This window comes from Deltaproteobacteria bacterium, from assembly GCA_020845895.1.
In the GTDB taxonomy this organism is placed as follows: domain Bacteria; phylum Lernaellota; class Lernaellaia; order JACKCT01; family JACKCT01; genus JADLEX01.
This window is the reverse complement of sequence record JADLEX010000169.1, coordinates 1-12,785: the sequence shown is the minus strand read 5'-3', so window position 1 is coordinate 12,785 and position 12,785 is coordinate 1. Positions and strand designations below refer to the sequence as shown.

Genomic DNA, 12,785 nt, shown 5'->3' with positions numbered 1-12,785 from the left:
CTCGCAAATCGGAAACCGCGCATGGAAACTATTGTTTCCTCTAAGTTTCCATGTAGTCCTGTCGGCGAATGCGCTTTAAGCGAACATTCCTCATATTTTCAATGACTTAGGCTTCAATTTCCGGGCTCCATCGACCGGCACGCACTTTGCTTTTTCTTTTTGCGTCTCACGAATGGGTCAACCATTTCCACACGCAATGGAGCGTTTCATGACGAGGACGGTGACGGTGAATCTGAGTCTGGTGCTGGCTCTGGCCCTCATGCTCACGGTGACGGGGTGCGTCCCCAAGAGCCCGCCCTTCAACGCGAACGGCACGTACTCCGGCACGTGGGGCGACGGCGGCGCCGGTCCGCAATGCGACATGTCGGCGACGATCGGCGCGCAAACGGGGCAGCTCTACCCGTATTTGTGGAGCGCATGGGGCGCGTTCACGTTCGACTTCGGGTGCGTGGACTTGCCGGACGAGTTGGAGCCCTACTTCAGCCTGGAACCCGCGCACGTGGATCTGTCGGGCGCGCTGAACGAATACGGACAGATTTCCTACCTGAGCGGGGGATGCGACACGGCCGTCTGCGCGTTTTTCTCGCTCGACGGGCACGGCGCGGATACCGACGCCGACTGGCTCATGGATACTTACAGCGGCAGCGTGACGCTGACGATCGCGCTCGCCGGAATTCCCGCCTACAACATGACCGGATACTTTTCGGCCACGCGCGACGACGAGGTGCTCGCATGGGAGAACGAGTTCGAGCCGACGGCGGAAATGGTGGACATGATCGACGTCGCCGATTTCGATCCCGCTACGGCTGACGAGTTTGTCGCGAGCGAGATGTTCGTGAACGGACTCTGAACGAATCCTGAGAATCACGAAGCCCGCCGATTCGTCGGCGGGTTTCGTCATTTCGCTACGGGCTGGGATGGCGGCGGCGATCCGGCCGGATCATGGGGATCGGCGACGAACCAGTTCTCGAATCCCGACGTTCCGAGGAGTTCGCGCCGCATGTAGATGCCGATGTACGTATCCCGGGCGGCGTAGTTCGCATAAACGTAATCCCGCTGAAAATCCGACGTCTTCATCATGTCGGTACGCGCCGGCATCGAGGCGAATCCGTCTTCGTCGTAGGGACACTTCGGCATCGGAGCCGGACTCAGTTTCGTGCAGATCAGAATGAACGCGGGCTTTCGCGACAGGACGTACGTCGAGTTGAATTTCTCGTGGCCGGGGTAGCGGCGGCCCATGGGCATTTTCGTGCGCGCGATCGTCCGGTCGGTCAAACCCATCATGTCGATCATCGGCAGATTGGTCAGGTAGCCGCTCGCGCCGATCGCCGTGTCGGCCACCAGGGTTCCGGTCGGAATGATCCGGCGCATCACGCGCGCCTGCGCTTCCCACTGACGCGTCAGTCCCTGGCCGATCATCACTTTCAGGCCGTTCATGTCGATGAAGATGTTGAGAATCTGCAACCCGGCCACGAGCACCACCCATTTGCGCGCGGGGACCTGAAGCCGCCAATACGACGACGGCGTGCGGACGCCCTGCGCGTGCGGCGTCGTCGCGAGGCTCCACAGAAGCATGAGCGCGAGCGGCCACACCGGTGCGAGAAAACGGTAGAAGCCCATGTAGTCGCCGCCGGTCCAGATGGTCTGCGCGACCTGTCCCACGATGACGACGAGCAGCAGTTTTTCGAATCTTGACCACCGCGCGCCGACCTTGCTCCGCCGCCATGCGAGCCAGATGAGCGGCACGGGGATGACGGCCGAGAAGACGGCGCGCACGACGTACCACAACCCGCGCAGCCAATGGTGAAAATTGGATGCGCCGACTTTGGCGTAGAACGTATTGGGGACGGGGTCGCCGTAATAGGAGAGTCGCCATGCGGTCAGCGCGCCGATGGCCGCGACGCCGAGCGCCGCGATGACGAATGCGCGAGGGCGCCGATTCGGAACGAGCCACGACCACGCGACGGCCAGCGCGACGACGACCACCGCGCCGTCGGGCCGGATCAGCGCCGCGATGGCGGCAAGCAATCCGGATCGCCACGGAACCCGATCGCCCTCCATCTCCCATGCGGCCGTCATTGTCGCGGCGAAGATCGCGGCGACAAACCACATCGTCTCCATGCCCGAGATCGTCCAGTACATCAGCGCGGGATTCGTGAGCGTCAGCCAGAAAGCGAAACGAGGCCAAACGCCGGCTGCATCGGCCTCCGGTGTTCGTCGCGCGATCCAGACCGCGGACCACGTCGAAACGAGAGCCAGGGCCGCGATCGAGATTACGAGAGAGGCGAAACGCGGATCGACGTTCAGCCATTCGAACGGCACGAGCACGGCCATCTGCAGAAAGGTCGTGCACCCTTCGACGCGATCGCCGGCGTTGAAGACCGGGCCGAGCCCATCGGCCCAGTTTCGCGCGTATCGATACGTGATGTACGCGTCGTCATAGATGACGAGCCGAAGAAAATAGGCAAAGAACGCCTGAAGAAACGCGATCGCGAATGCCATCGACCACGCACGCCAAGGATTTCGCCGCGACATCAAAATAATCATCGAAGGTAACGTAACGCGATCACGGATGCCGAATCAAGCTCGGGCGACGGTCCGCATCGACGAAGTGCGGAATCGAGCGCGCAACCACGGATACAGGAAGCAGAACGCGGCCGCGGCGAGAAAGGCGAAGTTTTGGCGGAAGACATAGGCGACGTAGATGGGATCGAGCGACGGCGAGGTCAGCGCGAGGTCGGCCATCCCGAGGTGACGCTTTGCCGCCAAACCCGCGACGCGCGCGGTGGCGAACGCCCATCCGAGCATCGCGACGACAAGCACGGCCCACGCGCGGCGTCCAAAGTTCGGCGAACGCAGCCACCGATCGCGCAGCGCGGCGATGGGGCGCACCGTCGTGGCCATGATCGCGAGCGTCAGCAGACCGGTGAACCACACCGCCGCACCCTCGCCCGCGATTTTCTGGACGCGAAGCTGCGGGTAGAACAGGTAAAAGATCCAGATCCAGTGAAATACGAGAAACACCAGGCTCTCGACGCCCCAATATTCGATCGCCTTTCCGATCTTCGACCGCCCGCGATACCACCGCTCACATGCGATGAGTGCCGCGGGGAGGAGCCCGATCGACATCACGACAAACCGCGCATTGACCTTGAGCAGGTGTACGGCGGGCTCGGTGCCGCGAAGCTCGGGAAGCGCATGGCCGAGCGCGAAGACGGCGATGCCGCCGTACAGCAGCACATCCTTGCCGCGCTCGCTCGTCACGCGGTCGATGACGAGGCCGTAAACGTAGTACGCGAGCCACGGAATCGGGCCGAACATGGCGATCCAGTAGCGGTACGGGCGCACCCGCTGCATGGTCTGGTGCGTGACCGGCCCCGGCCCCACGATGACGAGCGCCGCGACCAGCAGCGCGGCGACGAAAAGGATCATCGCCCAGGTCGGCACGCGAAAACGCAGCATCAGATACGCGACGAGCGTGCCGAGCGCCATGCACTGGATGATGTCCATGAACATGGCCGTCTGCACTTGCAGGTTGTAAGTCCAGCCGAGCACGAAGAGCGCGACGGCGCTCTTGACGTAGAAACCCGTGGCTTCGAAGTCAGGGTTTTTCGCGGCGCTCGAGAGAAAGTTTTTGACGTTGATGCCGCTAATGAACATGAAGAGGCCCGAGAAGAGTTCCCCGTAGCGGTTCATGATGAGTCGCACGAGGTCGATGTCGATCGGTCCCTCGAAGATGTTCGCGCGAATTGGGTGGCCGACCGCCATGACGATGAGCGCGAGCCCGCGCAGAAAATCGAGCTCGACGCGGCGGGCGGGCTTCGCGTCGCTCATGCCGCGGCTTCGGCCGGGCGACGACAGCGGTCGCGGATCTTCGTGCGCACGTGCGGATACAGGAAACAGAACGTGAAGCCCATGCCGTACGAACACACCTTGCGCACGATGAGCAGCACCACCGCCGCCGCGCCCTGACGCATGAGCGCCGGATCGACGCCCGCAAGGCCCTTGCTCGCGTCGAAGCCGACCGCGAGGCCCTTCGCGCGGGCGGCTACTCCCAGCAGCATCATCGAGACGACGACCCACAGCGCCGCCGACGCGATGAACACGCGCCACGCGCGGCGCGGGAAGCCGGGATCGCGCAGCCATGCGTCGCGTTTGGCCGCGATGGGGCCCACGAGCCGCGCCATGATGACGAGCGTGGCGAGCCCGACGCTCCACACGCCGAATGTCTCGTGCCCCGCCGCCGTCCACGCGATCATCCACGGCTTGAGCAGGTCGATGATCGCCCAGTGGAAGATCAGGAAAATCAGGCTCTCGACGCCCCAGAACTCGAACATGGTACCGAGGCGCGCGACGAATCGCGTGGCGCGTTCACGCAGCGCCTCACCGCCGATGCTCAATCGGGCCAGCAGGTCGCGGACCTCATCGCCGCCGCGATACCAGCGCCGCGTGGCGAGGTGCAGCAGCGGGAAGAGCCCCGCCGTCAGGAAGAAATAGCGCAGGTTGGCTTTGAGCAGGGCGACGGCGGGCATGGTGCCCGACTGCATCGGCAGAAAATGGCCCGCGATGAAGATGGCGAGGAACACGGGCAGCGAGGCGAGTTCCCAGCGCCCGCGCGGGATGCGATCGACGAAGATGCCGTAAGTGAAAAACCCGAACCACGGGATCGGTCCGAAGAGCTTGAAGAGGTATCCGAAGGGCGCGAGGCTGGCGAGGGTCTCGTCGGTGACTGGTCCGGGACTGATCGCATAGAGCCCGAAGCCCCAGAACGCCGCCGTGACGAGCCCGAATCCCCACGTGGGCACGCGCCACGCGAGCAGCAAATAGACGAAGAGCGTGCCCAGCGCGACCGCCTGGATGATGTCGATGACGGGAAGCGTGCCGACGCACAGGTTGTACGACGTGCCCATCGCGAACAGCGCAATCGAACTGCGCAGATAAAATTTTGTGGGATCGAGTCGCGCGTCGCGCTTCGCCCCTGCGATGAAGTTCGTCACGTTGATGGCCGACATGAACATGAAAAACGCGGAGAACAGCTCGCCGTAGTAGTTCATGAACTGCCGGAACAGATCCATGCCGGGGCGGTGGATGTCGGCGCGGATCGGGTGGCCGACGATCATGACAACCAGCGCCGCCCCGCGCAGCAGATCGAGTTCGCGCCGACGCGGCGGTTTCTTCGTTTTTTCGGCTTCGCCCACCGTCTCCCTCGCACCCAAATTCGTGCGTTTGGTTTACGGGAAAGGCGCGCGATCGACAAGCCGGATTCGGAGCGAAAAGCGGTTTCCCGTGCGCGGGCGATGGGTCCATAATGCGTCTGTCGCGGCGCATGGTTCGCGCGGGGGAGTGCTCCATGAACACGAACATTCCAGCTTCCTTCGATGCGATCGTGGTGGGGACCGGTCCCGGCGGGGCGACCGTCGCGCGCGAATTGACGAAGCGAGGACGCAGGGTCCTGATTTTGGAGCGCGGGTCCGCCGCGCCGATTCGCGGCAATCTATGGCAGTACGTCACCGAGCTGCTGTGGCCGGGGCGCGGGCTGCTCGTCACGCCGCAGCTCGTCGGCATGGTCCGGGGGATCACCCTCGGCGGCAGTTCGCTTTTCTATTACGGCACCGCGTTCACTCCCCCGATCGACATGCTGCGTCGATACGGCGTGGACATCGAGGACGACGTGGCCGAGGCACGGCGCGAACTGCCGATCGGACCGCTGCGCGAAGACATGATGACGCCGATGGCGACGCGCATCATGGACGCCGCGCGGGGACTCGGCTTCGCGTGGAACCCCCTCGACAAGCTCATGCACCAGGATCGTTGGCGGCCGGAATTTCCCTTCGGCTACTATGGCGATCCGCACGGCGTGAAGTGGAGCGCGCGGATGTTCGTGGACGAGGCCGTCGCCGGCGGCGCGACGCTGGTCGATCGCGCGTACGTGCGGCGCGTGGTGGTCGAAAACCGCCGCACCGCGACCGGCGTGGAGTACGCCCGCGACGGTCTGAAACGCACCGCGTACGCGCCGCTCGTGATCGTCGCGGCGGGCGGCATCGGCACGCCGCTCATCCTACGTGAAAGTGGACTCCACGGCGCGGGCTACGACTTCTTTTTCGATCCGCTCATCACGGTGTGCGGCACGCTCGGCGACGTGCACATTCAGCCGAACGAGATCCCCATGTCGGCGGGGCTCCTGATGGAAAACGAAGGCTACATGATGACCGACATGCCGGTCGAACGCGCGACGCACGTTTTCATGACCGCGCAGGCGTTTCGCTTCGGCCAGATGTTCGCGCGGCGGCGCACGGCGTCGATCATGATCAAGATCAAGGACGATCTCGCGGGGCGGCTGACGGATTGCGGCGGCGTGCGCAAGCGCCTGACGTCGGCGGATCGCGACAAGTTCGAGCACGGATTCGCGAACGCGAAACGGATTTTGGAAGCCGCGGGCGCGCGCGACATCTACCGCACGCGCGTGTTGGCCGCGCACCCCGGCGGCACGGCGAAGATCGGCGAGATCGTGGATGCGAATCTGAAAACGCGCGTGGACGGACTCTACGTGTGCGACTGCTCGGTGATCCCCGAGGCGTGGGGGCTGCCGCCGGTGCTCACGCTCATCGGACTCGGGAAGTATTTGGCGCGGCTATTGTGAGGACGCCGAGCAAGTTGAACGTCGCTGTCATCCTGAGCGAAGCGAAGGATCTTTGTCCTTCAACGAAGATTCTTCGCTTCGCTCAGAATGACAATTATTTCGCTCAGAATGACAAGGGCGGACGGAATCCGTCGGCGTTCATCGCTACCCGATCATCGCCAGGGTGTGCCGCGCGATGACGAGGCGCTGGATCTCGCTGGTGCCCTCGTAGATCGTCGTCACCTTACAGTCGCGGAAGTAGCGCTCGAGCGGATAGTCGCGGCAGTAGCCGTAGCCGCCGAGGACCTGCAGCGCCTCTTTCACGGCGCGGTTCGCGGCTTCGGTCGAGTAGAGCTTTGCCATCGACGCCTCGCGCGTGTACGGCCGCTTCTCCTGCTTGAGCCACGCGGCGCGCAGGATGAGCATCTCCGCCGCGTCGAGCTGCGTCGCCATGTCGGCGATCTTCCACTGGATCGCCTGCAATTCGGCGATGGGCTTGCCGAATGCTTCGCGCGTCTTCGCGTATTCCACCGCGTCACGCAGCGCCGCGCGCGCGATGCCCAGCGCCTGACTCGCCACGTTGATGCGCCCGCCGTCGAGCGCGGACATCGCCACCTTGAATCCGATGCCCTCTTCGCCGAGGCGATTCTCCACCGGCACGCGACAGTTTTCGAAGACGAGTTCCGCGGTGTTCGAGCCGCGCAGGCCCATCTTGTCTTCTTCCTTGCCCACGCGCATGCCCGGCGCGCCGCGCTCCACCAGAAATGCGGAAATCCCTTTGGAACCCTGTTTGCCCGCGCGCGCCATGACGATGAAGACGCCCGCGTACGCGGCGGACGTGATGAAGTTTTTCGTCCCGTTGATGACGTAGGCGTCGCCGTCGAGAACTGCGGTGGTTTTTTGCGCCGTCGCGTCGGACCCCGCGCCCGGCTCGGTGAGCACAAACGCGCCGATGGGGTAATCGCCCGCCGCGGCCATGGGGATGAATCGCCGCCACTGGTCGGGGTTGCCGAAGCGCCAGATCGCCTCGGCGACCATGTTGGTGACGGACTGCGTGACGCTGATGGAGGCGTCGGCGCGGGCGAGCTCCTGAATTGCCAGCGCGGCGGCGACCGGACCCACGCCGGTTCCGCCCGCGTCCTCGGGCACGTTCATCGCGCAAAGGCCCAGCGCCGCGCACTCGCGGATCGCGTCGAGCGGAAACACGCCCGTGGCATCGACCTCGGCGGCGCGCGGAGCAAGGCGCCCCTGCGCGAAGTCGCGCACCGCGTCGACGATCATCTGCTGTTCGGTCGAAAGACGCAGGTCCATGGCGTTCGCCCCGTCCTACTCCCGGATGACGCTGGACGCGATGACGAGACGCTGAATCTCGCTCGTGCCCTCGTAAATCTCCGTGATCTTCGCGTCGCGGAACAGGCGCTCCATCGGGTAGTCGCGGCAGTAGCCGTAGCCGCCGTGAATCTGGATGCCCTGCGTCGTCGCGCGCATCGCGGCTTCGGAGGCGAAGAGTTTCGCCATCGCGGCCTGGCGCGAGAAGTTCATCTTGCCGTCCTTCATCCACGCCGCGCGCCACGTGAGCAGCCGCGCCGCGTCGATCTCCGTCGCCATGTCGGCGATTTTCCACTGGATCGCCTGAAGGTCGGCGATGGGCTTGCCGAAGGCGTGTCGCTCCTTCGAGTACGCGACCGACTCGTCGAGCGCCCGCGCCGCAATGCCCAGCGCCTGCGACGCGATGCCGATGCGCCCGCCGTCGAGCGTCGACATGGCCACGCGGAAACCCACGCCCACGTCGCCGAGGCGGTTCGCGTCGGGGATTTCGCAGTCCTCGAGAATGAGCTGCGTGGTGCTGCTGCCGCGAATACCCAGCTTGTCCTCGACCTTGCCGACGCTGATGCCGGGGAAGTTGTTCTTTTCGACAATGAATGCCGTGATGCCCTTGTGGCGTTTCTCTTTGTCGGTCTGCGCGAAGACGATCGCGATCTCGGCCTCGCGGCCGTTCGTGATGAAGTTCTTGGTGCCGTTCAGAATCCACTTGTCGCCCTTTTGCACGGCAACCGTCGCCTGCTGGCTCGCGTCGGACCCGGCCTGCGGCTCGGAGAGCGCGAAGCAGCCGATCCACTCACCGCTCGCCATCTTGGGAATGTATTTTTTCTTTTGCTCTTCGTTGCCCCATTTGTAGATGGGGTCGGTGGCGAGCGAGCTGTGCGCCGAGCAGATCACGCCCGTGCTGGCGCACGCCCACGACAGCTCCTCGATGGCGATGGAATACGAGACGTAGTCCATGCCCGCGCCGCCGTATTCGTCGGGGAATGCGACGCCCATCAACCCGAGCTCGCCCATCTTCTTCACGATGTCGGTGGGGAACTTGTGGTGCTCGTCGATCTCGGCGGCGATGGGTTTCAGTTCATTGCGCGCGAAATCGCGCACCATGTCGCGCAGCGCCCGTTGTTCGTCGGTCAAATCGAAATGCATGGCGATCTCTCCGTCAAATCAGACCGGGAAACGAATTGAGAATACCCCGCGCGCGGCGGGAAAACGCGGGGGCGACGCACGCCGCCCCGCGCGACATTCGCGAATTCAGCAGTCCTTGAAGGCCGGTTTGCGTTTTTCGAGAAACGCCGACATGCCCTCTTTTTTGTCGTGCGTCGCGGCGAGCACGGCGAAGGCCTGGCGCTCGAGCACGCAGCCGGTCGCGAGGTCCACGCTAAGGCCCACCTCGATGCACTCCTTGGCGAGACGCACCGCCACCGCGCCCTTGCCCGCGATCTTGGCCGCCGTCTTTTTCGCCTCGGCCAGCAACTGGTCGGGCGCGAAGACCTTGTTGGCGAGCCCGATGCGCAGGGCCTCGGCCGCATCGATCATGTCGCCGGTGAGAACCAGTTCCTTGCCCATCGCCTTGCCGCAAAGTCGCGACAGACGCTGCGTCCCGCCGAAAGCCGGCAGGATGCCCAGGGTGATTTCCGGCAGCCCGAATTTCGCCTTTTCCGAGGCGTAGATGAAATCACACGCGAGGGCGAGTTCGGTGCCACCGCCCAGGGCGAAGCCGTTGACCGCCGCGACGACCGGTTTGGTGCTCGTTTCGATCGACGAAAACACGGCTTGACCCTTGGCCGCGAACGCGGCGGCCTGCGCCGGGCCGTAATCGACCATCTCGGAGATGTCAGCCCCGGCGACGAACGCCTTTTCGCCCGCGCCGGTGATGACGACGGCCTTCACCGCCGCGTCGCCCGCGATGATCGAGAAGACTTCGCCGAGCTCATCGAGCACGTGCGAATTCAGCGCGTTGAGTTTTTCGGGCCGGTTGATGGTGACAATCCCGACCGCTCCCTCCACCTCATACAGAATCGTCTCGAACGCCATGGTGCCTCCTCCCGGTGTCGTTTAAATTCTTTCGAAAATCATGGCGAACGCCTCGCCGCCGCCGATGCACAGCGTCGCGAGTCCGTACCGCGCCTTCCGGTCTTCCATCGCGTAAAGCAGCGTGTTCAGAATTCGCGCGCCCGAAGCGCCGATCGGGTGACCGATGGCGACCGCGCCGCCGTTCACATCCACCTTCGCGCCGTCGAGGCCGAGTTCCCTGAACGTCGCGATCGAAACGACGGAAAACGCCTGGTTGATTTCCCACAGGTCGATATCCGCGACGGAGAGCTTCGCCTTGGCGAGTGCGTTCTTGATCGCGTCGATCGGCGCGAGGGTGAACCACTGCGGTTCCTTGGCGGCGGTCGCCTGACAGACGATGCGCGCGAGGGGTTTCAGCCCCATCGCCTTCGCCGTTTCGGCGTCGGCCACCACCACCGCCGCCGCGCCGTCGTTGATCGACGAGGCGTTGGCCGCCGTCACCACGCCGTCCTTGTTGAACGCGGGTTTGAGCGACGGAATCTTGTCGAAAAGAACCTTTCCGGGCTCTTCGTCGGTGTCGATCGTCGTCGGGCCCTTCTTGCCCTCGATAACGACCGGCACGATCTCGGCCGCGAACTTGCCGGCCTTTTGCGCGGCCAGCGCGCGCTCGTAGCTCTCGACCGTGAACTTGTCGAGTTCCTCGCGGGTGATGTTTTTCACCGTCGCCGTCTTGTCGGCGAAATTGCCCATGTGACAGTTGTTGTAAGCGTCCCACAGACCGTCATGCACCATCGTGTCGACGAGCGTGCCCGGGCCCATGCGGATGCCCGAGCGGCTGCCGGGAAGCGCGTGCGGGGCGAGGCTCATGTTTTCCATGCCGCCCGCAACGACGATTTTGGCGTCGCCCGCGAGGATCGCCTGCGCCGCGAGCCCAACGGCCTTGAGTCCCGATCCGCAGACCTTGTTCACGGTCAGTGCGCCGACGGATGCGGGCAGCCCCGCGTGAATCGTCGCCTGACGGGCCGGCGCCTGCCCCTGCGCCGCCGGCAGCACGCACCCCATGATGACTTCGTCCACCTGCTCGGGCGCGACGCCCGCGCGCTCGAGCGCGGCTTTGATGGCGATCGCGCCGAGTTTGGCGGCGGGGACGGTCGAGAGCGCCCCGTTGAAGCTTCCTACCGGCGTGCGCGCGGCGCCGACGATCCAGACTTCCGTGCTCATGGAAAATCTCCCATGGAAATTCGTTGGGTTTTTTGGACGGAATGGCGGACGCGCGCCGGGCGCGCGCCCAAAGTCATCCTAGTCGGGCCGCGCCGCGACCGTCAAGGGCGAAATGAATCACGATTCATTCCGGAGGTGCGCCGGGCGCTCATCGCGCCAGCGGATCGATGATCTCTCCCGTGCCCGTTTCGTATTTCGTGCGCAGGAAGTGGAAGATCTGATCGCGCACGGCGGTGCCCAGCGGCGTCGTCAGCCACAGGTTGAAGTGCTCTTCGGTGTCGTACTGGTAGAAGCCCGAACCGGTGGACGGCAGATCGGCGTGCTCGACCCCCACGTCCCACACGTACGGATTGAACTGCGGCCAGCCCGCCGCGCGCGCGAAGTACGCGCCCGACATCCCGCCGATCACGTAGTCCTCGGAAAATCCCTGCTGCAGAACCTGCGTCTCGCGGCCTTCGAGCCCGGGCAACGGATCGTCAATGACGTGCGGCAAAAAGTTCGCCGGGTCCGCCGCGTCGAGCACGTTCTGCATGAGCCCTGCGTAAATCCACAGCTTGTCCTCGAGGCCAAGCTCCGGCATCTGCTCGTCGATCATCCGCGCGATCACGAGCAGTTCCTCCAAATACGGTCCCTCGAACGCGACGCCGGTGAACTTCGCGCCCGCCGCGGAGAACGCGAACGCTTCGATGTTCTCCTCGAGCCCCGCGAGGATGCCGCCATGAATCGACCCCATCGAGATCGACAAGTAGTAACGGTGATCGACGTCGAAATCGGGGATGCCGTCGCCGCCCGGCGGGATCATGTCCACGTCGCGCAGCCCTTCGATCGCGCGCGTGAACCACATGTAGTCCGAAATCGTCTGGCGGATGTTGTCGCGGAAACGCAGCGGGTTGAAGAAGTCGAAGTAGCACAGCAGTGCCATCGGCGGCAGCGAGGGAATCGGCCCGCGCGGTCCGTGGCACACGGCGTCGATGCCCATGAGCGCGAAACCCGCGTCGGCCATGGACGTGGCAAGGTCGAGGTCGGACAGCGATTCCTTGGTGTCGCCGAGGCCGTGGCCGTACACGATGACGGGATACGGCTGCTTCGACGGATCGGTCGGCAGCGAAATGAGCGACTGCACCTGTTCCCACGACTGCACGATGGGGCGTCCCGCGTCGTCGAACCGCCACAGCCCCGCGTCGTCCTGAAAAATCGGCGTCTTCACGTCGGCGAAGGCGTAGTGATCCACCGGGTCGAAGTCGATCTCGACGACATCCCAGTTGCTCCACTCGGCCGGCTCGCTGGCCGCGAGGCCATCGAGCACCTTGCGCGCGGCGTTGAGGCCGTTCGTGGCGGACAATGTTTTGAATACGGCGACGGCAAGAACGGATTCGGAGCCAACCCCAACCCCGTCCAGCGCATAGAGAAGTTCGTCATGGTCATCGGAGGAATCGCCGGATTTGCAGTCAGAGTTTGTGGCAGAACTTTTGCAGTCATCGAATCTATAACGATAGTATGATCCCGCAAGATCCACCATCGCGTCGGAAGCGCGAAAACACTCCGCGCCTTTCGGTTTCAGATTGCGCGTAACAAAGACGCCATAATACGAATTTTCCCGCAGGGG

General features: G+C 64.2%; 10 protein-coding genes. 2 read left to right on the top strand and 8 right to left on the bottom strand.

Annotated features, from left to right (window positions below):
• The first annotated feature begins 208 nt into the window (after positions 1–208).
• Positions 209–850 carry a hypothetical protein gene (locus IT350_21210; GenBank protein ID MCC6160580.1) on the top strand — a complete coding sequence of 214 codons (642 nt, stop codon included), beginning with the start codon at positions 209–211 and terminating at the stop codon, positions 848–850.
• A gap of 47 nt (positions 851–897) precedes the next feature.
• Here the strand turns inward: IT350_21210 and IT350_21205 are convergent, their stop codons facing one another.
• From IT350_21205 to IT350_21195, 3 genes are all read right to left on the bottom strand, one after another.
• Complete coding sequence (locus tag IT350_21205) at positions 898–2,502, bottom strand: DUF2029 domain-containing protein (GenBank protein MCC6160579.1); 1,605 nt, start codon at positions 2,500–2,502, stop codon at positions 898–900.
• A 78-nt stretch (positions 2,503–2,580) separates the two neighbouring features.
• The gene (locus IT350_21200; GenBank protein ID MCC6160578.1) at positions 2,581–3,834 is read right to left on the bottom strand and encodes a DUF1624 domain-containing protein; all 1,254 of its coding nucleotides are present in this window, start codon (positions 3,832–3,834) and stop codon (positions 2,581–2,583) included.
• Positions 3,831–5,198 (bottom strand): DUF1624 domain-containing protein, encoded by a 1,368-nt coding sequence (locus IT350_21195; GenBank protein MCC6160577.1) that lies wholly within the window; start codon positions 5,196–5,198, stop codon positions 3,831–3,833. Before IT350_21195 ends, IT350_21200 begins: the two co-directional genes overlap by 4 nt.
• Before the next feature lie 152 nt (positions 5,199–5,350).
• Between IT350_21195 and IT350_21190 the strand changes: the two genes are divergently transcribed.
• Positions 5,351–6,640 carry a GMC family oxidoreductase gene (locus IT350_21190; GenBank protein ID MCC6160576.1) on the top strand — a complete coding sequence of 430 codons (1,290 nt, stop codon included), beginning with the start codon at positions 5,351–5,353 and terminating at the stop codon, positions 6,638–6,640.
• 144 nt (positions 6,641–6,784) lie between these two features.
• Here the strand turns inward: IT350_21190 and IT350_21185 are convergent, their stop codons facing one another.
• The 5 genes from IT350_21185 to IT350_21165 all read right to left on the bottom strand — a co-directional run bounded on the left by IT350_21185 (position 6,785) and on the right by IT350_21165 (position 12,521).
• Positions 6,785–7,930: an acyl-CoA dehydrogenase family protein gene (locus IT350_21185; protein MCC6160575.1), complete on the bottom strand. Its 1,146-nt coding sequence runs from the start codon at positions 7,928–7,930 to the stop codon at positions 6,785–6,787.
• 15 nt (positions 7,931–7,945) lie between these two features.
• Positions 7,946–9,091, bottom strand: a complete 1,146-nt coding sequence (locus tag IT350_21180) for an acyl-CoA dehydrogenase (GenBank protein MCC6160574.1) — start codon at positions 9,089–9,091, stop codon at positions 7,946–7,948.
• Between the two features lie 105 nt (positions 9,092–9,196).
• Positions 9,197–9,979 (bottom strand): enoyl-CoA hydratase/isomerase family protein, encoded by a 783-nt coding sequence (locus tag IT350_21175; GenBank protein ID MCC6160573.1) that lies wholly within the window; start codon positions 9,977–9,979, stop codon positions 9,197–9,199.
• A 21-nt stretch (positions 9,980–10,000) separates the two neighbouring features.
• Positions 10,001–11,179 (bottom strand): acetyl-CoA C-acetyltransferase, encoded by a 1,179-nt coding sequence (locus IT350_21170; protein ID MCC6160572.1) that lies wholly within the window; start codon positions 11,177–11,179, stop codon positions 10,001–10,003.
• Positions 11,180–11,327: 148 nt separating this feature from the next.
• Positions 11,328–12,521, bottom strand: a complete 1,194-nt coding sequence (locus IT350_21165; protein ID MCC6160571.1) for a hypothetical protein — start codon at positions 12,519–12,521, stop codon at positions 11,328–11,330.
• Positions 12,522–12,785: the final 264 nt, after the last annotated feature.

Bases quoted from the DNA above. Each gene is read 5' to 3' on its own strand.
- IT350_21210 (MCC6160580.1), top strand. From the start codon at position 209: ATGACGAGGACGGTGACGGTGAATCTGAGTCTGGTGCTGGCTCTGGCC.
- IT350_21205 (MCC6160579.1), bottom strand. From the start codon at position 2,502: ATGGCATTCGCGATCGCGTTTCTTCAGGCGTTCTTTGCCTATTTTCTT.
- IT350_21200 (MCC6160578.1), bottom strand. From the start codon at position 3,834: ATGAGCGACGCGAAGCCCGCCCGCCGCGTCGAGCTCGATTTTCTGCGC.
- IT350_21190 (MCC6160576.1), top strand. From the start codon at position 5,351: ATGAACACGAACATTCCAGCTTCCTTCGATGCGATCGTGGTGGGGACC.
- IT350_21185 (MCC6160575.1), bottom strand. From the start codon at position 7,930: ATGGACCTGCGTCTTTCGACCGAACAGCAGATGATCGTCGACGCGGTG.
- IT350_21180 (MCC6160574.1), bottom strand. From the start codon at position 9,091: ATGCATTTCGATTTGACCGACGAACAACGGGCGCTGCGCGACATGGTG.
- IT350_21175 (MCC6160573.1), bottom strand. From the start codon at position 9,979: ATGGCGTTCGAGACGATTCTGTATGAGGTGGAGGGAGCGGTCGGGATT.
- IT350_21170 (MCC6160572.1), bottom strand. From the start codon at position 11,179: ATGAGCACGGAAGTCTGGATCGTCGGCGCCGCGCGCACGCCGGTAGGA.